General features: G+C 69.4%; 19 protein-coding genes and 2 riboswitches. Of the genes, 12 read left to right on the top strand and 7 right to left on the bottom strand.

Features of this window, described 5'->3' with window-relative positions:
- Nucleotides 1-8: 8 nt before the first annotated feature.
- The 8 genes from HWX14_RS03010 to HWX14_RS02975 all read left to right on the top strand — a co-directional run bounded on the left by HWX14_RS03010 (nt 9) and on the right by HWX14_RS02975 (nt 12,595).
- On the top strand, nt 9-5,003 hold the full coding sequence (locus HWX14_RS03010) for a non-ribosomal peptide synthetase (RefSeq protein WP_175881489.1): 4,995 nt from the start codon (nt 9-11) through the stop codon (nt 5,001-5,003).
- The gene (locus tag HWX14_RS03005) at nt 4,993-6,024 is read left to right on the top strand and encodes a GNAT family N-acetyltransferase (protein WP_175881488.1); all 1,032 of its coding nucleotides are present in this window, start codon (nt 4,993-4,995) and stop codon (nt 6,022-6,024) included. The genes HWX14_RS03010 and HWX14_RS03005 overlap by 11 nt, the downstream gene beginning before the upstream one ends.
- Nucleotides 6,025-6,059: 35 nt before the next feature.
- Entirely contained in the window at nt 6,060-7,436 is a 1,377-nt protein-coding gene (locus tag HWX14_RS03000) for a lysine N(6)-hydroxylase/L-ornithine N(5)-oxygenase family protein (protein ID WP_175881487.1), read from the top strand.
- A gap of 22 nt (nt 7,437-7,458) precedes the next feature.
- Nucleotides 7,459-9,723, top strand: coding sequence for a TonB-dependent siderophore receptor (locus HWX14_RS02995; protein ID WP_175881486.1), 2,265 nt, complete (start codon nt 7,459-7,461; stop codon nt 9,721-9,723).
- Between the two features lie 86 nt (nt 9,724-9,809).
- Entirely contained in the window at nt 9,810-10,649 is an 840-nt protein-coding gene (locus HWX14_RS02990) for a formyltransferase family protein (protein WP_175881485.1), read from the top strand.
- On the top strand, nt 10,649-11,665 hold the full coding sequence (locus HWX14_RS02985; RefSeq protein WP_175882339.1) for a GNAT family N-acetyltransferase: 1,017 nt from the start codon (nt 10,649-10,651) through the stop codon (nt 11,663-11,665). Before HWX14_RS02990 ends, HWX14_RS02985 begins: the two co-directional genes overlap by 1 nt.
- A 253-nt stretch (nt 11,666-11,918) precedes the next feature.
- The gene (gene vapB, locus HWX14_RS02980; RefSeq protein ID WP_175881484.1) at nt 11,919-12,182 is read left to right on the top strand and encodes a type II toxin-antitoxin system VapB family antitoxin; all 264 of its coding nucleotides are present in this window, start codon (nt 11,919-11,921) and stop codon (nt 12,180-12,182) included.
- A complete protein-coding gene (locus HWX14_RS02975) occupies nt 12,179-12,595 on the top strand; it encodes a type II toxin-antitoxin system VapC family toxin (protein WP_175881483.1) in 417 nt (138 codons plus the stop codon). Before vapB ends, HWX14_RS02975 begins: the two co-directional genes overlap by 4 nt.
- 44 nt (nt 12,596-12,639) lie before the next feature.
- Here HWX14_RS02975 and HWX14_RS02970 read toward each other — a convergent pair whose 3' ends face one another.
- Together HWX14_RS02970 and HWX14_RS02965 are read right to left on the bottom strand one after the other, a co-directional pair.
- Nucleotides 12,640-13,545 carry a nucleotidyl transferase AbiEii/AbiGii toxin family protein gene (locus HWX14_RS02970; protein ID WP_175881482.1) on the bottom strand — a complete coding sequence of 302 codons (906 nt, stop codon included), beginning with the start codon at nt 13,543-13,545 and terminating at the stop codon, nt 12,640-12,642.
- On the bottom strand, nt 13,514-14,584 hold the full coding sequence (locus HWX14_RS02965; protein WP_175882338.1) for a type IV toxin-antitoxin system AbiEi family antitoxin: 1,071 nt from the start codon (nt 14,582-14,584) through the stop codon (nt 13,514-13,516). Before HWX14_RS02965 ends, HWX14_RS02970 begins: the two co-directional genes overlap by 32 nt.
- Nucleotides 14,585-14,936: 352 nt before the next feature.
- Here HWX14_RS02965 and HWX14_RS02960 point away from each other — a divergent pair, with 352 nt between their 5' ends.
- The 3 genes from HWX14_RS02960 (at nt 14,937) to HWX14_RS02950 (ending at nt 16,748) form a co-directional block, all read left to right on the top strand.
- Nucleotides 14,937-16,100 (top strand): M20 aminoacylase family protein, encoded by a 1,164-nt coding sequence (locus HWX14_RS02960; RefSeq protein ID WP_175881481.1) that lies wholly within the window; start codon nt 14,937-14,939, stop codon nt 16,098-16,100.
- A gap of 113 nt (nt 16,101-16,213) precedes the next feature.
- Nucleotides 16,214-16,459 carry a type II toxin-antitoxin system ParD family antitoxin gene (locus tag HWX14_RS02955; RefSeq protein ID WP_175873293.1) on the top strand — a complete coding sequence of 82 codons (246 nt, stop codon included), beginning with the start codon at nt 16,214-16,216 and terminating at the stop codon, nt 16,457-16,459.
- Between the two features lie 25 nt (nt 16,460-16,484).
- Nucleotides 16,485-16,748, top strand: a complete 264-nt coding sequence (locus HWX14_RS02950; protein WP_347879815.1) for a type II toxin-antitoxin system RelE/ParE family toxin — start codon at nt 16,485-16,487, stop codon at nt 16,746-16,748.
- 89 nt (nt 16,749-16,837) lie between these two features.
- Here the strand turns inward: HWX14_RS02950 and HWX14_RS02945 are convergent, their stop codons facing one another.
- From HWX14_RS02945 to HWX14_RS02925, 5 genes are all read right to left on the bottom strand, one after another.
- Nucleotides 16,838-18,142, bottom strand: coding sequence for a cobyrinate a,c-diamide synthase (locus HWX14_RS02945; protein WP_175881479.1), 1,305 nt, complete (start codon nt 18,140-18,142; stop codon nt 16,838-16,840).
- A 2-nt stretch (nt 18,143-18,144) separates the two neighbouring features.
- On the bottom strand, nt 18,145-18,747 hold the full coding sequence (cobO, locus tag HWX14_RS02940) for a cob(I)yrinic acid a,c-diamide adenosyltransferase (RefSeq protein ID WP_175881478.1): 603 nt from the start codon (nt 18,745-18,747) through the stop codon (nt 18,145-18,147).
- A 34-nt stretch (nt 18,748-18,781) separates the two neighbouring features.
- Entirely contained in the window at nt 18,782-19,159 is a 378-nt protein-coding gene (locus HWX14_RS02935; RefSeq protein WP_175881477.1) for a cobalamin biosynthesis protein, read from the bottom strand.
- Nucleotides 19,156-19,965 carry a uroporphyrinogen-III C-methyltransferase gene (gene cobA / locus HWX14_RS02930; protein ID WP_175881476.1) on the bottom strand — a complete coding sequence of 270 codons (810 nt, stop codon included), beginning with the start codon at nt 19,963-19,965 and terminating at the stop codon, nt 19,156-19,158. The genes HWX14_RS02935 and cobA overlap by 4 nt, the downstream gene beginning before the upstream one ends.
- 109 nt (nt 19,966-20,074) lie before the next feature.
- Nucleotides 20,075-20,312, bottom strand: a riboswitch (cobalamin riboswitch).
- Nucleotides 20,313-20,380: 68 nt separating this feature from the next.
- Complete coding sequence (locus HWX14_RS02925) at nt 20,381-22,519, bottom strand: TonB-dependent siderophore receptor (RefSeq protein ID WP_175881475.1); 2,139 nt, start codon at nt 22,517-22,519, stop codon at nt 20,381-20,383.
- Between the two features lie 152 nt (nt 22,520-22,671).
- Nucleotides 22,672-22,936: riboswitch (cobalamin riboswitch) on the top strand.
- Between the two features lie 326 nt (nt 22,937-23,262).
- On the opposite strand from HWX14_RS02925, the gene cobW reads away from it, so the two are divergent.
- Nucleotides 23,263-24,351: a cobalamin biosynthesis protein CobW gene (cobW, locus tag HWX14_RS02920; RefSeq protein ID WP_175881474.1), complete on the top strand. Its 1,089-nt coding sequence runs from the start codon at nt 23,263-23,265 to the stop codon at nt 24,349-24,351.
- The last annotated feature ends 6 nt before the right edge of the window (nt 24,352-24,357 follow it).

Below are 24,357 nucleotides of genomic sequence, written 5' to 3'. Positions count from 1 at the left end.
GACGACGGATGACGAAGGTTCAACCCGACTGGCTCGCGCTCGCGACGCGTTTCGCGCAACTGCCCGACGCGCAGCGCGCGGTCTTCATCGACAAGCTCGGCGCGGCCGGCATCGACTTCCGCGTGCTGCCGATCCCGCCGCGCACGCCGCGCAGCGACCGCGTGCCGGCGTCGTTCGCGCAGACACGGCTGTGGCTGCACGCGCGGCTGATCGATGCGCCGGACGCGTATCACATCACCGAGCGCCTGGCGCTGATGGGCCCGCTCGACGTGCATGCGCTGCGTCTTGCATGCGATGCGTTGATCGCGCGCCATGAGGCGCTGCGCACGACCTTCGACGAAGCGCAGGACGGCGTCGCGCAGACGATCCACGCGCCGCTGCGCTGCCCGTGGCGCGAAACCGATCTCGAAGCGTTGCCGGACGCGCAACGTGCAGCGCGCGCGGAAGCCGTCGCGACGGCCGACGAAGCCGAGCCGTTCGATCTCGGCACGGCGCCGCTCGTGCGCGCGCATCTGGTGCGCTTCGACGCGACGCATCACTGGCTCGCACTGACCGTCCATCACATCGTGTCGGACGGCTGGTCGTCGGGCGTGATGCTGGAAGAACTCGCGGCGTTCTATCGCGCGTATGCGTCCGACCGGCCGGTGCCGCTCGCGCCGCTGCCGATCCAGTACGCCGACTACGCGCTGTGGCAGCGCCGCTGGCTCGATGCGGGCGAGCGCGACCGTCAGCTCGCGTTCTGGCGCGAACGGCTCGATCCGCAGCGCGGCGTGCTGACGCTGCCGGGCGCGACCGCGCGGCCGGCCCGTCGCAGTGCGCGCGGCGCGCGCCATGTGTTTTCGCTCGACGCGCGTATCGGTGCGCAGTTGCGCGCGTTCGCGGCCGCGTCCGGCGCGACGCCGTTCGCGGTGCTGCTCGCCGCGCTCGATGCGCTGCTGGCGCGTGCGACCGGCGACGCACGGATCTGCGTCGGCGTGCCGGCCGCGAACCGCGAGCGCGCGGAAGTCGCCGGCCTGATCGGCTTCTTCGTCAACACGCTCGCGATCGACGTCGACGTGCCCGCGCACGGCGATTTCTCGTCGCTGGTCGCGCGTACGCAGCGCGCGCTCGTCGACGCGCAGATGCACCAGGACGTGCCGTTCGAGCAGGTGGTCGATGCGCTCGGCGTGCCGCGCAGCGCGAGCCACCATCCGCTGTTCCAGGTGATGGCCGCGTACGGCGAACGCCGCGCGCTGCCGGCGCTCGGCGCGGCGTCGGCCGCGTTGCTGCCGTCCGGCACGCCGTCCGCGAAATTCGACCTGACACTGTCCATCGAAGCGACATCGGACGGTACGTTCGACGCAGCCTTCATCTACGCGCTCGACCTGTTCGACGCGGATGCGATCGCGCGGCTGGCCGCGCGTTTCGTCACGCTGCTGACCGATGCGCTCGCGCGCCCGGATCTGCCGATCGGCGATCTCGACTGGCTGCCTGCCGACGAACGCGCACAGCTTTTCGCATGGAACGCGCCGGCCGGCGCGACCGATGCCGAGCCGTTCGTACCGGTGCATGCACGCATCGCCGCCCATGCGCACGCGCGGCCCGACGCACGCGGCGTCGCCGATATCGATCGCGCGTTGACGCGCGGCGAAGTGGATGCGCGTGCCGCACGTTTGGCGCGCCATCTGGTGGCGGCCGGCGTACGCCCCGAGATGCGCGTCGGCGTCGCGCTGCAGCGCTCGGTCGACCTGCTCGTCGCGCTGATCGCGGTGCTGAAGTCGGGCGCCGCGTTCGTGCCGCTCGATCCGGCTCACCCGCGCGAGCGGCTCGCGCAGATCGTCGGCGATGCGAACATCGCGCACGTGCTGACCGACGCCGCGAGCGCCGCGTCGCTGCCCGACTTGCCTGAACTGCGCATCTGGCGTGCGGACGAAATCGATGCGCTCGACGAAGCCGCGCACGTCGCGCTGCCGGACGTGCTGCCCGGCCATGCGGCGTATGCGATCTACACGTCGGGCTCGACCGGCAAGCCGAAGGGCGTGATCGTCGACCACGCGTCGTTCGCGCTGCATTGCGCGGCGATCGCCGAGCGCTACGGCGCGGGCGAGAACGACGTGTTCCTGCTGTTCCAGTCGGTCAATTTCGACGGCGCGCACGAAGGCTGGTTCTCGCAATACATGTCGGGCGCCGCCGTGTCGGTGACGGCCGACGTGCTGTGGCCGCCCGCGCAGACCTGCGCGATGATGATCCGCGACGGCGTGACGATGACCTACGTGCCGCCCGGCTGCGCGGCCCAGCTCGCCGAATGGGCGCTCGCACATGGCGCGCCGCCGACGCTGCGTTCGCTGACCGTCGGCGGCGAGGCGACGTCGCGCGAGGCGTTCGCGATGCTGCGCCGCGCGCTGCCGAACGTGCGCGTGGTCAACGGCTACGGCCCGACCGAGACGGTCATCACGCCGACGCTGTGGATGTTCCGGCCCGGCGACGATCTCGCGAAGCTCGGCGACGCCGCGTATCTGCCGATCGGCACGCTGGTCGGCGCGCGCACCGCGCACGTGCTCGACGCGCGGCTGCATCCGCTGCCGGTCGGCGTGATCGGCGAACTGTACCTGGGCGGTGAGGGGATCGGCGTCGCACGCGGCTACCTCGACCGTCCGGCGCTGACGGCCGAGCGGTTCGTGCCCGATCCGTATGGCGCGCCGGGCGCGCGACTGTACCGCACCGGCGACCTCGTGCGCCGCCGCGCGGACGGCGTGTTCGATTTCATCGGCCGCGTCGATCACCAGGTGAAGCTGCGCGGCCTGCGCATCGAACTCGGCGAAATCGAAGCGCAGCTCGCCGCGCACGACGCGGTGCGCGAAGCCTGCGCGGTCGTGCACGGGCAGGGCGCGCTCGCGCAGCTCGTCGCGTACGTCGAGCTGACCGCCGAAGCGCAGGCGGCCGCGCAGCCGGTCGAAGCCGCGACGCTCGACGCGCATCTGCGCCGCACGCTGCCCGACTACATGGTGCCCGCGCAACTGATCGTGCTCGACGCGCTGCCGCGCAACGCGAACAGCAAGGTCGACCGTGCGCGGCTGCCGGCGCCGGTGCGCGTCGAACGCGTGTACGAGGCGCCGCACGACGGCGACGAAGCCGCGCTCGCGGCGATCTGGTGCGACGTGCTGAACCTGGAACGCGTCGGCCGCGGCGATCACTTCTTCGATCTCGGCGGCCATTCGCTCGCGGCCGTGCGCGTCGCGACGCGCGTGGCCGAGCGGCTCGGCCGCGACGTGCCGGTGCGCGCGCTGTTCGAGGCGCCCGTGCTCGCGCAGTACGCGCTGCAGGTGGCCGACGCACCGCGCGCCGCGCATACCGGCGCCACGGCGCCGGGCGTCGCGCTGGCCAAACCGGACGCGCACGGCGTGTGGCCGTTGTCGCCCGCGCAGCTCGGCCTGTGGTTCCTGTGGCGCGCGCAGCCGGACAGCGCCGCGTACAACATTCCGGTCGCGCTGCGCGTGCGCGGCCCGCTCGACGTCGATGCGCTGCGCGCCGCGTTCGCCGATGCGGCGGCCGTGCATCCGGCGTTGCGGGCGCGGCTCGTCGTCCGCGACGGCGCGCTGCCGGGCCAGCGGATCGAGGAAGACATTGCCGTCGACCTGCCGGTGATCGACCTGTCGGCCCAAGCCGATGCACTGGCCCGCGCCACCGCGCTGACCGACGAGGACGCGCTCGCGCCGTTCGATCTCGCGACCGACGCGCCGCTGTGGCGCGCCCGCGTGTTGCGGCTCGGGGCGGACGACCACGTGCTGTCGGTGACGATCCACCACATCGTGTCGGATGGCGAATCGATCGAGCTGTGGCTCGACGCGGTGCGCGCCCGCTATGTCGCTCGCGTGCAGCGCAACGCCACGTCGGCCGCCCAAGCCATTCAACCGGCCACCCAACCGCTCGTGCTGCCCGCGCCGTGCCATCCGGCGCGGGTCGCGTACTGGCGCGATGCGCTCGCCGATCTGCCGTCGCGCGTATTGCCGCTGCGCGCCGACGCGCCGGCCGTGCCGCAATGGCGCGCGGCACGCATCGCGTTCGAGTTCGATGCGCAGCTGATTCGCGCGGCGCGCGACGCCGCGTCGGCCTCGCACGCGACGCTGCCGATGCTGCTGCACGCGGCGCTCAATACCGCGCTGTTCCGCGCGACGGGCGCGGCCGACCAGCCGGTCGGCGTGCTCGCGTCGACGCGCGAGCTGACGGGCGACGCGGCGCGCGCCGCGCTCGGCCTGTTCATCAACTCGGTCGTCGTGCGCACGCGGATCGACCCGGCCGCGCGCCGTGCGGACGTGCTCGCGCAAGTGCGCGACACGGCGCTCGCCGCGTATGCGCATGCCGACGTGCCGTTCGCCGACGTCGTGGCCGCGCTGCGTGCGCCGCGCGCCGCGCAGGCCAATCCGCTGTTCCAGGTGATGTTCAACTACCTGCGCCCGACCGGCGCCGCCGCGCGCGACTGGGCCGGCCTGTCGCTGGCCGGATTCGACGACGTGCGCCATCGCGTCGTGTTCACGCTGGAGCTGGACGTCGTCGAGCATCCGGACGGCCGCGTGAGCGCCGCGTTTTCGTATGCGGACGAACTGCTCGCGCGCGATTTCGTCGACGCGCTCGTCGATCTGTACCACGACGAAGTCGCGCGTTTCGCCGGCGCGTCGGAGGCGGCGCTCGGCGCGCCCGATGCGTGCGCAGCCAAGCCCACGCACCCTGCGTTCAGCGCCCACGCCAAAGGATCGACACGGCCCGACGCGATGCCGTCGCAGGCCGCCGCCACGCTCGCCGCGCTGTGGTCGGACACGTTCGCGACGGCCGCCCCGGAGCCCGATGCGGACCTGTTCGAAGCCGGCGCGACGTCGTTCGACGTCGTGCGCTTCGTCGATGCCGCAAGCCGTGCCGGCCATGCGCTGACGGTCGCCGACGTATTCGCCGCGCCGACGCTCGCGGCGCTCGGTGCGCGGCTCGATGCACAGGCGGAAACGGGACAGGAGGCGCGCCATGCTGGCTGAAGTGCGCCCGGACGGATTCACGATGCTCGATACCTATCGCCTCGCGTTCGCGGACGGCCTGTTCGCCGCGCGCGACGGCGCGGAGATCCGCGTCGCGCAGGGCGACGGCATCGGCGCGCAGTTGCTGCGCGCGCAGCTCGGCGACGACGGCGCGCTGCGCCTCGTCGCGTACAACCATCGTGCGGCGCCGGCCGACCAGCGGCGCGCGCTGCTGGCCGCGCTGGCCGCGGCGTTCTCGGACAGCGCGCGCCACGCGGCGATCCGGCTCGACCCGGCCGCATGGCCGGCCGTCGCGCTGGATGCGCTGCGCGCGAGTGGCGTCCTCGCCGACGGCGGGCGCTGCATGCGCGACGGCTGGGCGCAACAGGCCGACCTGTGGCGTGTCGGCCCATCTCTGCCGTGCGCGACGCTGCCGACGATCACCGATGGCCGGCGTCATCCGCGCCGTCCGCCCGCACCGCGCGGCGACGTCTATGCACGCGACCTGCCGGCGCTCGGCGTGCGCTTCACGCTGCGCGGCTGGCAGCCGGCCGAGGACGCCGAGCGGCTCGCGCGCTGGTTCGACGAGCCGCGCGTGCGCGACGGCTGGCCAGGTGCACAGCCCGCGCAACGCAGCGCGGAAGGCACGCAGGAAGCCGACCCGCACGTGACGCCGCTCGTCGGCTGTTTCGACGGCGAGCCGTTCGCGTATTTCGAAGCGTTCTGGCTGAAGGAGGACGCGCTCGCGCCGCACGTCGCGGCGCGCGACTACGACCGCGGGCTGCGAATGCTGGTCGGCGAGCCGCGCTGGCGCGGCGCGCACCGCGTGGCCGGCTGGCTGCCGTCCGTCGTGCATTACCTGTTTCTCGACGACCTGCGTACCGAAGCGGTCGGCTGTGCCGTTCCGGCCGGCCACACGCGGGTTGCCGACCATCTCGCGCGGCATGGCTTCGCGCGGCAGCGCCGCCTCGCGCTGGCCGACGCGCAGCCGCTGTGGATGCGCACGCTGCGCGAGACGTTCTTCTCCGGCCGTCACGTCTGACGGGCCGGATTCACCGATAAAGGGAGCTGAGAGACATGCAGAGAGAAACCGTATTCGACCTGATCGGCGTCGGCTTCGGGCCGTCGAATCTGGCGCTGGCCGTGCGCCTCGCGGAGCGCAGCGGCGCGCACACGCTCGCCCATTGCTTCATCGAGCGCCAGCCGGAATTCGGCTGGCATCGCGGGATGCTGCTCGACGACTGCCGGATGCAGATCTCGTTTCTGAAGGATCTTGTCACGATGCGTGATCCGAAGAGCCGCTACACGTTCATCAACTACCTGTTCGAACGCGGCCGGCTGAACGAATTCATCAACCTGAAGAACTTCTATCCAACCCGCGTCGAATTCCACGACTACCTGAGCTGGGTGGCCGACGCGTTCGACGATCGCGTCCATTACAGCGAGACCGTGCTGGGGATCGAACCCGTGCGCGGCGACGGCGCGAAGATCGACGCGCTGCGCGTGCTGTCGCGCGACGCGGCCGGCCACGAGCGCCAGCGCGTCACGCGCGCGCTGTCGGTGGGCGTCGGCGGCACGCCGGCGATTCCCGATGCGTTTGCCGCGCTCGGCCGCGACCGCGTGATCCACTCGTCGACGTACCTGACCGACATCGACCGGCTCGTCGCGTCGCCCGACGGCGAGCGCCGCCGCGTCGCGGTGATCGGCGCGGGGCAGAGCGCGGCCGAGGTGTTCATCGACCTCGCGCGCCGCTTCCCGCACGTCGACGCGAGCCTCGTGATGCGCGCGGGCGCGCTGAAGCCGGCGGACGACAGCCCGTTCGTCAACGAAATCTTCAGCCCGGAATTCACCGACGTCGTCTATGCGCAGCCGCACGACGCGCGCCGCGCGCTGCTCGAGCGCTATCGCGACACGAACTACGCGGTGGTCGACCGGCCGCTGATCGAGCAGATCTACGAAATGCTGTATCTGCAGCGCGTCGACGGCACGGCGCGTCATGCGCTGCTCGCGAACAGCGCGATCGAGGCCGCGACGCGCGGCGCCGACGGCCGCATCGAGCTGACGCTGCGCGACCGGCTGAACGGCGCCACGCGCGTCGAGCGTTTCGACGCGCTCGTGCTCGCGACCGGCTACCGCCGCGACACGCATTCGGCGCTGCTCGAAGGGCTCGCGCCGCACCTGGGCGATGCGCTCACGCGCGGCGACGTGACGCGCGACTACCTGCTCGCGACGCCCGAGCACTTCGCGCCGCGCATCTACCTGCAAGGCTGCTGCGAAGACAGCCACGGCCTGTCCGACACGCTGCTGTCGGTCCTGGCGCGCCGCGCCGACGAAATCTGCGCGTCGCTCGAAGACGGGATCGCGCCCGCGCATGACGAAGGCGCGGCCCGGGCCACGCATGAAAAACGACCGAACAACGGGGTGAGCGCGAGCCGGATGGCTTTCGCTCTTTGACAAAGGCGCGGTCGGAGACCGCATGAAAAAAGTGGAGCAGAAGAAGATGGAGTGGGCAACAGGCACGCGTTTGCGTGCGATCGCAGCCGCGGCAAGCGTCGCGTTCGGTGCGGCAGCGGCAGGGCACGCATACGCCCAGACGGCGCCGGCCGTGAACGCGGGCGCCGCGGCGTCGGCCAGCAGTGCACAAAACGGCGCGACGGCGACGACGTCGAACGGCGCGCAAAACGGCACGCTGCCGGCGATCACCGTCAACGCGGCCTCGGCAAGCGACGGCACGGTCGGGCTCGTCGCGAAGCGCAGCACGACGGGCACCAAGACCGACACGCCGCTCAACGAGATCCCGCAGACGATCAACGTCGTCACCGCGCAGCAGATCGAGATGACCGGCGCCACCGACGTGAACGCGGCGCTGCGCTACGTGCCGGGCTTCTCGTCGTACGGGTCGGACAACCGTTCCGACTGGTACGCGGCGCTGCGCGGCTTCACGCCGACCGCCTACGTGAACGGGCTGCAGGTGCCGAACACGCTCAACCTCGCGAGCTGGCGCGTCGATCCGTACATGATCGACAGCATCAGCGTGCTGCGCGGGCCGACCTCCGTGCTGTACGGCGCGGGCGATCCGGGCGCGATCATCGACGTGCACACCAAGCTCGCCGACGGCGAGCGCGTGCGCGAAGCGGGCGTGCAGATCGGCAACTATGCGCGCAAGCAGTTCATGATCGACGTCGGCGACAAGCTCGACCCGGACGGCAAGTATGCGTACCGGTTTGTCGGCGTCGCGCGCGACGGCAACGCGCTGACGGGCCCGAACAACGACCAGCGCGTCGCGCTCGCGCCGTCGTTCCGCTGGCGCCCGGACGCGGATACGTCGCTGACGCTGTCCGCGACCTACCTGCAGGACTGGGGCGACATCTCGTCGAACTTCCTGCCCGCGCAGGGCACGGTGCTGCCGAACCCGAACGGCCAGATCAACAAGGACGTCTACGAAGGCGACGGCAACTTCAACTACTACCGCAAGAAGCAGTGGTCGGTCGGTTACCAGTTCGAGCGCAACCTGACGCCGGCCTGGACGTTCCGTCAGAACACGAGGCTGATGCACCTGTCGCTCGACAACGGCTCGGTGTTCGGCAACGGCTTCGTCGACGGCAGCACGACCGACGTGTCGCGCTGGGCCGGCGTGTTCCAGATGAACTACAGCCGCTTCGACATCGACAACAACCTCGAGGGCCGCTTCGCGACCGGCCCGCTGCAGCACACGCTGCTGCTCGGCTTCCAGTACAACCGGCAGACCGCGACCGACAGCGAATGGCTCGCCGCCGCGCCGCCGCTGAATATCTACAACCCGGTGTACCAGCCGGTCACGACGGCGGTGTTCACACCGGACGCGACGTTCCGCACCAACACGTACACGACGATGAACACGTTCGGCCTGTACGCGCAGGACCAGGTCAAGTGGAACCGCTGGACGCTGACGCTCGGCGGCCGCGAGGACTGGGTCAACATGCGGATGGACGATCGCGCGGGCGGCACGTCGACGAAGGCGGACGTCACGGCGTTCACCGGCCGCGTCGGCCTCACGTACCAGGGCGATTACGGGCTGTCGCCGTACGTCAGCTACGCGACGTCGTTCAACCCGCTGATCGGCGTGAGCCTGGTCGGCGGCGGGCTGCCGCAGCCGACGCGCGGCAAGCAGATCGAAGCCGGCCTGCGCTGGCAGCCGCCCGGCAAGAACCTGATGCTGAACGCGGCGATCTACCAGATCAACCAGACCAACGTGCTCACGTCGGCGCTGCCGAGCGAGGACCCGACCGGCACGAAGTCGGTGCAGACGGGCGAGGTGCGTTCGCGCGGGATCGAGCTGAGCGCGACCGGCAAGGTCACGCGGAACCTGTCGGTGATCGCGTCGTACGTCTATCAGGACGTGAAGAACGTGCAGGCCAACGACGTCTCGCTGAACAACTGGCCGGTCGACATTCCGCGGCCGCGCCAGATGGCGTCGCTGTGGACCGACTGGACGTGGTACACGGGGCCGCTCGCCGGCTTCGGCCTCGGCGGCGGCATTCGCTACCAGAGCGCGTCGGCCGGTGCGGCCGACAACTCGCTGACGGTATCGAGCGTCACGCTGTTCGACGCGGGCCTGCATTACGACGTGCGTAACTGGCGCTTCGCCGTGAACGGGACGAACCTGTTCAACCGCCATTACATCAGCGGTTGCCAGTCGAACAACGTCTGCATTTTCGGGAACGACCGGACGGTGATCGCCACCGCGAAATACAACTGGTGACGTCGTGCGCCGCGGCTCGCCGGCCGGCCCTCGTGGCCGGCGCGGGCCGGCCGCGGCGCCTTCGTCCGCTTTTCCACGACGCATCCATGCCGAAGAAAAATCTCGTCTACATCCAGTCGCTGCGCAACGGCGCGGCCGATCGTGCCGGCCAGCCGGTCGCTTATCGCGGCGGCACGCGCTACATGAAGGCGCCGCTCGAATTCCTCGTCGAGCGCCTGAACGATTCGCCGCTCGGCGAACGCTACACGCTGCGGGGCGTGATCATCGACGACGACGACGGGTCGCCGGCCGACCGCGCGAAAGTGGCCGATTACGGCTTCGCGCGCACGCCGGGCCGCCCGTGGATTTTGCCGGAAGGCCTGACGGTGCAGGGCCGGCCCGTCGACGAGCTGTTCTGCACCATCCCGTCGACGTACCGGCGGCTGCCGCGCGACGCGCGTGAGCGCGCTGCGGCCAAACAGGCGTTCGAGCGCCGCGTGCTCGAGCGCCTGCTCGAACTCGACGCCGACGTCGTCGTGCTCGACGGGCTGCTCGTGATCCTCGACGAACTCGTGCGGCCGGGCGCGCGCTTTCACCGGCGCATCGCGAACATCCACCCGGGCATCACGGCCGACGATTCGCCGTACCAGCGGCGCGGCGCGTGGGCGACGCTCGACGCGCTGCACGGCGCACGCGGCGAACGGGTCGACTGGGCGACCGGCGCGACCTCGCGCGTCGAACCCGTGACGATGACGGGCGCGTCGTTCCACTACGTCGACAACGGTATCGATTCCGGCGAGGTGATCTGCGACGTGCTCGACACGCCGATCGCGCCGGACGACACGATTCTCGAACTGCGCTGGAACAATTTCCAGCGCAGCCTGTTTCCGGCGCTCGAGCGCGGGCTGCACGTGCTCGCCGATCGCCACGACGCGGGAGCATGGTGATGCAAGACACGCTGACGAAACCGGCCGGCGCCGCCGATGCCGTCGAAGGTGAAGTGGCCGTGGCGCTCGATGGCGCCGCGCACGGGCAGGCGGCGGCCGTCGTCGAGCATGCGCTCGACGCATGGCGGCCCGACGACGCGCCCGACGCGCTGCTCGCGACGTTCGTCGCGCTGTTCAACACCGACACGCGATACGACGCGGCGACGATCACGGTGCCGCTCGGCGGCGCCGATGCGACGGCCGTGGCATCGTACGTCGCGCGGGCGGTGCGCGAAGGCGTGATCGACGGCGCGCAGGTCGCGGGCGACACGCTGCGGCTCACCGTGTCGCGCACGACGTTCTGGCAGAACCCGCGGCCGTGGCTGAAGGCGCCCGCATCGGGCGGGATGCCGCTGCGCTACACGATCACGAACGGCCATCGGCATCCGGTGCGACCGCCGTCGCCGGCCGGCGAGATCTATGCGCGCGCGATGCCGCAGGTCGGGATGACGTTCAGCCTGCGCACCGTCGACATCGACGCGCACGCGGACCTGTTCAGCGGCTGGATGAACCTCGACCGCGTCGCGCATTTCTGGGACCAGCGCGGCACGCGCGACGAGCATGCGGCGTATCTCGCCGAACGGCTGGCCGACCCGCACATGCACCCGATGATCGGCTATTTCGACGACACGCCGTTCGGCTATTTCGAGTTCTACTGGGCGAAGGAGGATCGCCTCGCGCCGTTCTACGACGCACACGACTACGATCGCGGGCTGCACCTGCTGATCGGCGACTCGCGGTTCCAGAGCGCCGGCAAGCTGCATGCTTGGTGGAGCGGGGTGCTGCACTACATGTTCGTCGACGAACCGCGCACGCAGCGGCTTGTCGGCGAGCCGCGCGTCGATCACGTCCGGCATATCGCGTACATGCACCGGCTCGGGTTCTACACGCTGAAGGAATTCGATTTCCCGCACAAGCGCGCGGCACTCACCGTGATCGAGCGCGATACGTTCTTTGACACTTTCCGGTTGCCTTGACGGGGTCCGGGGGGCGTGGCGTCGGGCCGACAGTGTACGCGGCCTTGCGATGCGCATGCATCGGCCGTCCGATATATGGACCGCGCGGCCTGCGTCATGAAGAATGGGACGCTCTTCTCATCGACGACAGGCCGGCAGCATGAATCAGACATCCTCGACAACGTGGGACGCAACGGCGAACTCGCATCCCGTCAAATTGACATATGCCAGCATATGTCTAGAATGGGCGCATCGTACTCCCATGGAGTGGCTCATGCGCACCGTTTCCATTTTCAAGAACGCCCGTAACCAGGCAATCCGCATCCCGAAGGACATGGAGTTCGAGGGTGTCACGGAACTCGAGATCCGCCGCGAGGGCGATACGCTGCTGTTGCGGCCGGTACGCCCCACGTGGCTGTCGTTCGCGAACGAACCGCTGGCCGACGCCGATTTCCTTGCCGAACGCCTGGCCGTCATCGAGTCCGGTCGTTTCGACCTGTCCGGCGATGCCGATGCGCCGTCGGAGTCCAACCGGTGACCACGCTCTACATGCTCGATACGAACATCTGTTCGTTCATCATGCGCGAGCGGCCGCCCGTGGTGCTGTCGCGGTTGCAGTCGTGTGTCAACGCGCAGCACCGGATCGTCGTGTCGGCCATTACCTACGCCGAGATGCGCTTTGGCGCGGTGGACAAGAAAGCGTCCCCGAAGCACGCGGAACTCGTCGCGGCCTTTGTTTCGCGACTCGACGGCGTGCTGTCGTGGGATTCGGCGGCGGTCGACGCCACCGCCGCGATTCGCGCGGATCTCGCCGTGCGCGGCACGCCGATCGGCGCAAACGATGCGTCGATCGCCGGGCATGCGATCGCGGCCGGCGCGGTGCTCGTGACGAATAACGGTCGTGAGTTCAATCGCGTCGAGGGGTTATCCGTCGAAGATTGGGCCGCTTGAGCCGGGCGAGCGGCAGCGTCGTCATCTTGCCGGCGTGCGTCACGTCACCGGTGGCGGGCAGGCGGCCCGGCAAGAAAGGCGCTGCGGAACGCATCGAGATACCGGTCGGCGTCGTCGTTGAATTCGCCGGGCAACAGCGCGAACGCGCGGGCCTGCAGATCCTGCCCGAGCATCGCGTAAGTCGCGTCGTCGGATAACAGCGCGTGAATGGCGTCGCGCGTGTGCGGTGACGCGAGCCGCTTCGCGTCGCGTGCGAGCAGCGCCGCTGCCGCCAGCTCCGGCTGGAAGCCATGTCGTTCGAGCAGGTCGGGCGCGACGTCCCAGATGCGCTCGCGATTGCCCGCATCGTGAAAATGCGTGAGCAGGAACAGCAGGTCGTACGCGTCGCTATTTTGGCGCGCGCGCCGGTCCTTCCACGCGAGCAGCTTCAGCAACGCGAGCGCCGGCAGGCTCGCCACCGGCACCGTGATGCCGGCGCCGATCGACACGGCGAGCGCTGTATCGACCGCCTCCTGAAACCCCAGCACGTTCAGCACGAAGTCGCCGCCCGGCGGCCAGGCGATTTCGCCGGGCGGCGTTTCGAGCGGCCCGAACGGCACCAGATCGAGTTCGGTGCGAAAACCCGGCGAACCGCTGTCGAACAGCAGTTTCTGCCGATGCTTCGGCGCGCGGGCGAATTGCCCGGTCGCGACGAGCGCATCGACGAGCCGCTCATGAAACGGCCAGTTGACCGCGCACACAGCGACGTCGACGTCCCGCGTCGCACGCACCGGACGGATGCCGTGGACATGCCACATCAGGATGTCGCGCGCGGTCGCGCCGGCCACGACAAATGCCGCGTCGAGCCGCGCGCAGGCCGCGCCGACCGCCTGCAGCAGCGCGACCGCCGCCGGCTCGAGCGGCCGGCGCGCGTCGATTTCAAGCGGGCGGGTGGGCGAGGTATCGGTCATGGATGTGTTCGGCGGCGGCAAGATTGCGGCTGTCTCCGGACGAGACGAGATCCGCGTAGATCAACAGCGGCGGCACGAGCGGCACGTCCTGCTCGCGCCAGTCGAGCGTGGGCGACGGCGGCCAGAACGCTTCGAGCAGCTCGACGTCGCCGTGCTCGTCCGGGCGCAGGCGCGCCTGCAGCAGCAGGCGGTTCGGCACGGCGCCGTGCGTATAGACGGTGATCGCGGCCGGCTTCAGGTCGTGCGTGAGCAGATCGGCCGCCGCTTCGCCGCCGAGCCGCGCATCGAAGGCGGCGAAATCGAAGCCGCGCCACCAGTCGGGCGCGATCGCGGCAAACCGCCGGGCCGGCAGTTTCGCGCGCAGGCGGCTCGGGTACAGCGCGACCCATTCCTGCAGGAAGCGCGGCCAGTCGGGCATCAGCCGATCGCCGTTGCGCCGCTGCGCGACGAGGCCGCGCGCGATCAGGTCGTCCATCGCGAGATTCACCGTGCCGAGCGCGACGCCCGACGCGGCGGCGATCGCCCGGTACGGCTGCGCGACGAGGCCCGGCTGCGTCGCGAGCGCGAACATCACGGCGAGCCCCTTCGGCGTGGTCGCGCGCGACGCCTGACGGCGCGGCATGCGCGCAGGTTTCGGGCGGCCGGAAATCATCACGGTGGCCTCCGGCTGGATCAGGCTCGCATTGCCGGCGGTATCGAGAAACGGGATGTCGTGCTCGGTCAGGCGGGCGGCCAGTTCGGCAGAAAAATAAGGTGCGACCAGCATCAGCGGCCGCTCGCCCGGCGCCGGCGTGCCGCCGCGGCGACGCAGCGCCGCGAGCGCGCCCTGCAGCGATTCGACGCCGATGCTCACGGCCGCCGGCATTTCGAAGGTCTGCCCGGCGATGGCGAAGCGGATCATTGCATCGGCGCGCGCCTGGTACGCCGCCGGCACGCGCACGGGCCGCGCAGCGAAGCGCCGCGTCGCGCGTCCGAACGCGGTACAGGCGTCGTCGAGCACGTGCTGTTCCGATAGGGGGAGGGGTACGTTCGCGGGCATCACCGAGGATCGCTTGTTCACTGTTTTGTCAGCGTACACAAAAAATGTACAGTCGTCAAAAAATGAACAAATGTGCTCAACCCTTTGATGCAAAGGAATTATTCCGGAATGTTGAGAGGGCGCCAACGAGAACCTCCACGTGAAAATCGAGCCCGAACACACAGTGTCGGGTGTGCTTCTCGCTGGCGGCAGTCGTCCGGACGGGATAGCCCCCCGGCAGCCGCGCTTCGCCTCGCGCCCGTGCGATCGGCTGGCAATCATTAGTTGCTGACGTGACGACTTTCTGTCTGTCCGGTTGCCGCTCGTCGGACTATCCTTGCCCGTACATTCACAGCACACAGGAGACGACACCGTGACGCACAGCGTGATCCCCACAGGCCTCGCCGACGAAATGATCGAGATCCGGCATCGCATCCACGCCCACCCCGAACTGGGTTTCGAGGAATTCGCGACGAGCGATCTCGTCGCCGAGCAGTTGCAGTCGTGGGGCTACACCGTGCATCGCGGGCTTGGCGGCACCGGCGTCGTCGCGCAGCTGAAACTGGGCGACGGCCAGCAGCGCCTCGGCCTGCGCGCCGACATGGACGCGCTGCCGATCCACGAGTCGACCGGTCTGCCGTACCAGAGCACGATCGCGGGCAAGATGCACGCATGCGGCCACGACGGCCACACCGCGATGCTGCTCGCCGCCGCGAAGCATCTCGCGCGCGAACGCCGCTTCTCCGGCACGCTGAACCTGATTTTCCAGCCGGCCGAGGAAGGGCTCGGCGGCGCGAAGAAGATGCTCGACGAGGGGCTGTTCGAGCAATTTCCGTGTGACGCGATCTTCGCGATGCACAACATGCCGGGCTTTCCGACCGGCAAGTTTGGCTTCCTGCCGGGGCCGTTCATGGCGTCGTCGGATACCGTCGTCATCGACGTGCAGGGCCGCGGCGGCCACGGCGCGGTGCCGCACCGGGCGATCGATCCGGTCGTCGTGTGCGCGCACATCGTCGTCGCGTTGCAGACGATCGTGTCGCGCAACGTGTCGCCGCTCGACATGGCGATCATCACGGTCGGCGCGATCCATGCGGGCGAGGCGCCGAACGTGATTCCCGATCGCGCGCAGATGCGCCTGTCAGTGCGCGCGCTGAGGCCCGACGTGCGCGACCTGCTCGAAACGCGCATCAAGGAGGTCGTGCATGCGCAGGCGGCCGTGTTCGGCGCGAGTGCGACGATCGACTACCAGCGCCGCTATCCGGTGCTCGTCAACGATGTGGAGATGACGGCGTTCGCACGCGGCGTTGCACGCGAATGGGTCGGCGAAGCCAACCTGATCGACGGGATGGTGCCGCTCACCGGCAGCGAGGATTTCGCGTTCCTGCTCGAAAAGCGGCCGGGGTGCTACCTGATCATCGGCAACGGCGACGGGGAGGGCGGTTGCATGGTGCATAACCCCGGCTACGACTTCAACGACGCGGCGTTGCCGACCGGTGCGTCGTATTGGGTCAAGCTGACCGAGGCGTTCCTGGTGTGACGGAGGATGCGAGACATGCGGCACCGGGCCGACCATCGGCCCCACTTCGGCGGGCCGAATGCGAAATGTACCAAAAATTGGTATATGATGACCACATCGAAAGGAGGTGACTCATGTCGCGAAACACGTCCGTTTCCCTTGGCGATCACTTTGCCGAATTTGTCGATGCCCAGGTGCGATCCGGGCGATATGGTTCCGCAAGTGACGTCGTGCGAGCCGGGTTGCGGCTCCTCGAATCACATGAAACGCAAATGCGTGCGTTGCAGGAAGCATTGAAGGCTGGTGAAGCGTCCGGGGCGCCCAAGCCCTTCGACAGCGAGGCCTTCCTGGCCCGCATGCGGGCAACGCATGGCGGTTAAAGGCAGACAACTTCGGCTGACCCCGTTGGCTGAACTCGACCTTGAAGACATTTGGCGCTATACCGCCGAGCATTGGTCGCCCGAGCAGGCAGAGCGCTATCACCACGATCTGATCGGCACCATGGAAGCGCTGGCGCGTGGCAAAAAAGCAGGACGGATTTGCGTCGTTCGCGACGGGTATTTCCGCTACCCCGCTGGCTCTCACGTTGTGTTTTACCGCGAAACGGATGAAACCATCGACGTCATCCGTGTCCTGCATCAGCGGATGGACATCGAACGACATCTGTAGCCGCGCACGTCGAATCCTGTAGTCGCTACAAAGCAACGCTCAATCCCGATAGGCTTTGTGCTGCGTCATGCAGGCACGACATCGACCGTTCAGAACACTTCCCCGCTGAACAACGCCACGACCGCATCCGGATTCGACGGCCAGTACATGTGCATGTACGTCGCGACGATCGCGCCCGCGCGATAAACGGCTTCGCCGCTGCCGGCCGCGCCGTCGGGCCGCGCAGCGGTCGCGGCCGCCGCCAGCGGCGTATCCAGCCGCGAATAATGAAACGTATGACCGCGCATCGGACCGGTGCGCGTATCGAGCTGCTGCATCCCGAGCGCCGCGAACCGGCGTTGCATCGTCGCATGGCCCGGCAGCAGCCCGAGCATCGGCATCGTCGACCCATCCACATCGGTCAGCGATTCGCACAGATACACCATCCCTCCGCATTCCGCGACGATCGGCCGGCCGGCCGCCGCGTGTGCGCGAATCGTCTGAGCCGTCACGGCATTCGCCGCGAGCGTCGTCGCATGCAGTTCCGGATACCCGCCCGGCAAGAACAGCGCGTCGCAATCGTCGGGCACAGGTTCGTCGGCGAGCGGCGAGAAGAACCGCAGCGCCGCACCGAGTGCATCGAGCAACGCGAGATTCGCCGGATAGATGAACGAAAATGCCGCATCGCGCGCCACTGCGATCCGTTTGCCGGCGAGCGCGCGCGGCAACGGCGCGGCCACGTCCGGTTCCGCGAATGTGACGGCCGCCGGTAATTCGGCGAGCGCGGTTTGCGCGAGCACGTCGGCCGCGCGGTCGAGCCGCGCATCGAGATCGTCGATATCGGCCGGCTGATGCAGCCCGAGATGCCGTTCCGGCAGCGCGATGCCCGCATCGGCCGGCACGTACCCGAGCCAGCGCAGGTCGTCGGGCAACGCCTGTTGCAGCAATTCCGCGTGCCGTACCGACCCGACGCGGTTCGCCAGCACGCCGTGAAACGGCACCTCGGGCCGAAACCGTGCGAGCCCGAATGCGATCGCCGCGAACGTCTGCGCCATCGACTTCGCCGAAATCACCGCGACGACCGGCACGCCGAATGCGATCGCGAGATCGGCGCTGCTCGGCGTGCCGTCGAACAGCCCCATCACGCCTTCGATCAGGATCAGGTCCGCGTCGCGCGCGGCGTCGGCGAGCAGCGCCCGGCAACCGGTCTCGCCGACCATCCCTAGGTCGAGCGCATGCACCGGCGCGCCGCTCGCGCGTTCGAGCAGCATCGGATCGAGAAAATCCGGCCCGGTCTTGAACACGCGCACGCGGCGGCCGAGCCGGCGGTGCAGCCGCGCGAGGCCGGCCGTCACCGACGTCTTGCCCTGGCCCGACGCGGGCGCGCTGACGAACAGCGCGGGGCAGGCCGGCATGCTCAGAACTCCACGCCGCGCTGCGCCTTCACGCCTTGCTCCTTGTACGGATGCTTGACGAGCCGCATTTCGGTGACGAGATCGGCCGCATCGATCAGCGCATCGGGCGCATGCCGCCCGGTGACGACCACGTGCACCGACTCCGGGCGAGCCGTGAGCGTCGCGAGCACGTCGTCGAGCGGCAGGTATTCGTACTTCAGCACGGTGTTCAGCTCGTCGAGGATCACCATCCGGTAGTCGCCGCTTTCGATCATCCGGCGCGCCTCGTCCCAGCCCTTGCGCGCGGTCGCGATATCGGCGTCGCGGTTCTGGGTGTTCCACGTATAACCGTCGCCCATCGTCACGAAATCGCATTCCGCGACCGCGCCGAGGAAGTCTCGCTCGGACGTATGCAGCGCGCCCTTGATGAACTGCACGACGCCGAGCCGCATGCCGTGGCCGAGCACGCGCACGGCCATCCCGAACGCGGCCGTGCTCTTGCCCTTGCCGTTGCCGGTGTGGACGATCAGCAGGCCTTTCTCCTGAGTGGCGGCGGCCTGTTTCTTCTCGTGGCCGGCGCGGCGGCGTTCGGCCATCCGCTGATGGGATTCGGAATCGGTCTTCATCGGGAATCGTCCTGTCGAAAGCGAAACAATGGGTTCAGAGCGGGCCGGCGAGCGCGACCGTCACGCCGTCCCGGATGGATTTGGGGCCGAGCAGCCGGCCGTGCGGCGCGGCGAGCTGCGCGCACGGCTCGGCCACGCCCGCGATGCCGAAACGGGCCAGCGCGGCGTCCGACGGGCCGCTCGCGGCCAGTTCCGGACGGCTCGCGAGTTGCACCGCGTCGAACGCGACGAGCGGCCAGCCGCGGCGCGCGCACAGCGTGCGCAACGCACGGGCGCGCGCCTTGTCGGCGAGCGTCGCGACGAGCGCCGGTTCGGCGCTCGGGTAGCGCGCGAGCGCGGCGCGGATCGCGGCATCGAGTTGCGCGGCCGTGACGCCTGCGCGGAAACCGACGCCGAGCGCGACGCGCATCATGCGCGGCCGCCGAGCGCCGCACGCACCGCCGGATCGTCGGCGAGTGCGGCGACGCGGCCGATCACGACGATTGCCGGCGAACCGATACCGGTCTCGGCGACGCGCTCGACGAGCGTATCGAGCGTCGCGGTTACGTGATGCTGTTCGGGGCGCGTGGCGTTCTCGATCGCCGCGCACGGCGTGTCGCCGGGCAGCCCGCCGTCGCGCAGCGCCGCGGCAATCGCGTCGAGCCGGCGGATGCCCATGTAGATGACGATCGTCATGCGCGTCGCCGCGAGCGCGCGCCAGTCGGGCTCGTCGGCCCCCGCGCCGTGGCCCGTGACGAAGACCACACCCTGCGCGTCGCCGCGGTGCGTGACCGGAATGCCGAGCGCGGCCGGCGCGGCGATACCCGCGGTGATGCCGTTGACGACTTCCACCGGAAAACCCGCCGCGCCGAGCGCGATCAGCTCCTCGCCGCCGCGGCCGAACACGAACGGATCGCCGCCCTTGAGCCGCGCGACGCTGCGGCCCGCGCGCAGGTGTGCGAGCATCGCGGCGACGATCGCCGCCTGCGGCGTCGACGCATGGCCGCCACGCTTGCCGACGTGCTCGACCATCGCATCGGCGCGCGCATGGCGCAGCACGTCGGGGTTCACGAGATCGTCGACGAGCAGCACGTCGGCCGCGCCGATCGCGCGCACGGCTTTCAGCGTGAGCAGATCGGCATCCCCCGGGCCGGCGCCGACGAGCCAGGCGCGGCTCATCGCGCGCGGCACGGTGCGCACCGTGTCGAAACAGTGGAACAGGGAAGGCGGGCGGCACATCGGCGGCCGGCGGGCAGGCAGTGCATGACGAATCGGGCGAAACCCGCGCGAACGCGGGGGGAATGCGCACCCCATCCGTCCCCCGCGGATCGGGCGTTCGGCGAGCATCGAGCTCGCCCCTTGCGTCGGCCGGTATCCGGGCTGGCCGCTTGCCAGGCCGCAGCCTTCCCGCCCGGTCGAAGGGCAGTGGCATCGCGGGCGGCCTGGGCGCGTGCGCGGGAAAGCGCGTTGCGCGGGCGGCGTACCGTTGCGGGGACAGCACAGGCCGGGCGGATATCCGCCTCCTGTTTCCCGTTTAACTGCAAGCGCGGAATGCGCATGCGAGCACCGAACGCGGCGCATACGATAGCACAGGGCTTGCGGCGCGCAAGCCCCGGCGGGCCGGCTGCGCGGGGCGTCGGCGCGGCCCGCGCGGTCAGAACTTGTACGCCGCCGTCAGCGTGAACGTGCGTGGCGAACCGGGCATGATCTGCGCGAGGCTCGTCGCATTCGCGTAGTAGTCGCGATCGGTGAGGTTGACGGCCGCCAGCGTCACCTCGAAGTCGCGCGTGCGATAGCCGGCCTTGCCGTCCCAGCGAACATACGCGGGCAGTTCGAGCAGGTTGTCGCGATCGGCGTAACGCGCGCCTTCGTACACGAGCCCGAGTTCGACGAAAAATCCGCGCAGCGGCGCATGGCTGACGAACAGGCTGCCGTTCGCCCCGGACACGCCCGCCGAGCGCTTGCCCGCGTACTTCGGCTCGGCGTCGACCACCCGCGCGTGTTGCCAGCCGATGCCGCCGCGGACGAACCAGTCGCCCGCGAGCCGGCCGGCGACGCCCAGTTCCAGGCCGCGATTGCGTTCGAGGCCGGTGAGGTCGAAAAAACCCGGCCGAACCGGGTCGGCGACGCGGCGGTTGTACAGGTCGAGCTGAAACAGCGCGAGCGTCGTGCTCAGCGCGCCGCCGCGCCAGTCGCTTTTCACGCCGATCTCGTATTGGCGGTTGTATTGCGGGCCGAGATCGTTGGCGTTGCCGCGCGCGTCGGGCGTGATGCCGATCAGGTCGCCGCCGACCGGCGCGAAGCTCTTGCTGTACGACGCATACACGCTGTGCGCGCCGACCGGCGACCACACGACGCCGAGCCGCGGGCTCCATGCCGTCGTCGTGCGCCGCGAATGCAGACCGTTCAGCGCGTTGGTCGAATCGACGTCGAAGCGTTCCCCGCGCAGGCCGCCGAGCAGCTTCCACGCTCGGCCGAGGTCGATGCGGTCCTGCGCGAAGATTGCGTAGTCGCTGACACGGTGGCGGTTCATCGCATACGGGCGCGGCGCCGAGCCGGCCAGTGCGAAACGATCCGGTCCGCTGATCGGGACCGGCGCCGCGTCGGCCTGCCACAGCGTCGGGCTGCGTTTCTGCCAGCCGTATTCGATGCCGAACAGCAGATGATGCAGCGCCGGACCGGTCGCGACCTTGCCGCCCAGTTCGACGCCGGTCTGCACGTTGAGATGCGTCATGTCCTGCAGGTAGCGCGCCCGCTGCACGCGCCGGTAATCGCGCGGCTTCGTGACGTAGCTTTGCGTGACGTAGGTATTGTCGAAGGTGCTGCGCAGATCCAGCACGCCCAGCGTATGACGCAGTTCCCAGCCGCCATCGAACGCGTGCGTGAAGACCGAGCGCCAGTTCATGTTCGCGTCGCGGATGGTATCGCGGCCCGCCGCGCCGAAGAAGGTCGCGCGCCGCGCGGACGGCAGCGAGTACGCGACCGGCTTGCCGGCCGCGTCGAGCGCGGCGACGGGCGCCGGCATGCCGCGATCGGGCACGCGTCGGTACGTGTCGTATTCGAACTGCAGCAGCCAGCTGCGCTGCGCGTCCCGCCATTTGATCGACGGCGCGACATACTGGCGCGTGCCGTCGACGTGGTCGCGGAAGCTGCCTGCGTGTTCGCGTCCGGCATTGAGCCGCACGCTCCATGCGTTCGACAGCGTCCGGTTGAGATCGACCGACGCGCCGAGCCGTCCATAACTGCCGGTCGCCGCCGACAGATGCCCGAAGTTTTCCGGCAACGGCTGCTTGGTGATCCGGTTGATGACGCCGCCGCCGCTGCCGCGCCCGTACAGCGCCGCCGCCGGCCCCTTCAGCACTTCGACGCGTTCGATGTTGCCGAGACTGCGCACGTATTGCGCGTCGTCGCGCATGCCGTCGAGCAGCAGGTCGCCCGCGGCGGAAAAGCCGCGAATGCGGAACGAATCGAAGCGCGTATCCGACGTGTTGGACACGCCCGGCACGCCGGCCAGCGCATCGGCCAGCGTGCGGCCGCCATAGGACAGCGTTTCCTCGACCGCGACGCTGTCGACGGTGTGCGGTACGTCGCGCGGATCGCTGGCGGTGCGGGTTGCCGTGCTCACGCTTTCGGCGCGCGGATCGTTCGGATGACGGCGGCTGCGCACCTCGAGCGCGGGCAGTTCGTCGTCGAACTCGGCCGCCGGGGCGGGGAAGGAGGCGACGCCGGCGATCGAGCACAGCGACAGGGCCAGCGCAGGAAAGCGCCGCCCGGATATCTGTCGTTTCGACATGAAGATTTAAGGATGACTGAGTGATTGCCTCACATTGCCGTTGCGCGGTGGTTTCGTTGTTGTTGGGGGGAAGTTTATCTCGACTGGTTGAAAACGACAATCATTCGCATTTGCCGCCGGCTGCTCGCCTTGACGCTCTCCGCCCCGCCGCCTACACTCGCACGCGTTTTGGTGCTCGCGCGCGCCGCTCCGGCGCACGCAGTTAAACGGGAAACAGGGAGCCTGCCTGCACCGCAGTCGAGCCAACCTGTGCTGCCCCCGCAACGGTAAGCGAACGCGTCGCGCGCAAGCGCCACGCAGCGCCGCTTCGCCGCATGCCCTGCGCATGCGGACGACCGCCACTGGATGCCGCGCATCCGGGAAGGCGAAGCGGCGTGTTCGTCAGCCCGGATACCGGCCGAGACATTGGGGTTCAGCGCCGCGGGGAGGCGGCGCATCGTCCACGGCCGCAGTTCGCCGACACCCGAGCCTGTTCCGCTTCCTCCGCCGATTCGCCCGCCGCGCATGCGCGCGGGCCGGCGCGACGAACGGCAGGCGGCGCGGGCACGGCGACGACGGCCGTGTTGGCATTCACGATGTCGACCGTTCGCAAGGAAGCGTCATGTCCGATCCGTCGTTCCGTTCGTTCCGCGGCCGTCCGTGCGGACGCCGTCGCGCCGTCCCCGCGATCTCCCAGATGACATGCCGCGCCGCATTCGCCGCGACGAGCCCGGCCTGATTCCATTTCCGTCACAGGACCTACCATGACCCTACGCAAGCTTCCCGTCACGATCGTCACGGGCTTTCTCGGCAGCGGCAAGACGACGCTGATGCGCCACATCCTGCAGCACGCCGAGGGCCGCCGCATCGCGGTGATCGTCAACGAATTCGGCGAGCTCGGCATCGACGGCGAAATCCTCAAGGGCTGCGGCATCGGCTGCGACGATGCCGACGGCGCGCAGGGCGAAGCATCGGGCCAGTTGTACGAACTCGCGAACGGCTGCCTGTGCTGCACCGTGCAGGAAGAGTTCTATCCGGTGATGGAAGCGCTCGTCGAGCGCCGCGCGGACATCGATCACGTGCTGATCGAAACGTCGGGCCTCGCGCTGCCGAAGCCGCTCGTGCAGGCGTTCAACTGGCCGACGATCCGCAACAGCTTCACGGTCGACGCGGTCGTGACCGTCGTCGACGGGCCGGCCGCCGCGAGCGGCCAGTTCGCGGAAAACCCGCAGGCCGTCGATGAACAGCGTCGCGCCGATCCGAACCTCGACCACGAATCGCCGCTGCACGAACTGTTCGCCGATCAACTGTCGTCGGCCGATCTCGTGATCGTGAACAAGGCCGACCTCGTCGGCGACGCGCAGTTCGCGCAGATCGAAACCGCGATCCGCGAAGAAATCCCGCCGCAGGTGAAGATCGTGCGCGCGACGCGCGGCGAACTCGATCTCGCGATGCTGCTCGGGCTGGAGTCGGCATCGGAGGAAACGATCCACCTGCGTCACGACCACCACGGCTCGGCCGACGACGGCGATCACGATCACCATCACGACGATTTCGACTCGGTGGTGGTGTCGGGCGACGCCGGCACGCGCGAAGCGACGATCGCCGCGCTGCAGCGCGTCGTCGAAACGCACACGATCTATCGCGCGAAAGGCTTCGCCGCGCTGCCCGATGCGCCGATGCGGCTCGTGATCCAGGGCGTCGGCCGCCGCTTCGACAGCTATTTCGACCGCCGCTGGCAAGACGGCGAAACGCGCGCGAGCCGCTTCGTGCTGATCGGCGAGGATCTCGACGCGGCCGTGCTGCAACGCGCGTTCGACGCCGCGTGCGCGGCCGAGCCGCAACAGGCGTAACGCACG

The sequence above is a fragment of the Burkholderia sp. BCC0044 genome, assembly GCF_902832955.1.
Lineage (GTDB): Bacteria > Pseudomonadota > Gammaproteobacteria > Burkholderiales > Burkholderiaceae > Burkholderia.
The sequence above is the reverse complement of the archived record's forward strand: the minus strand, read 5'-3'. Positions and strand labels throughout refer to the sequence as shown.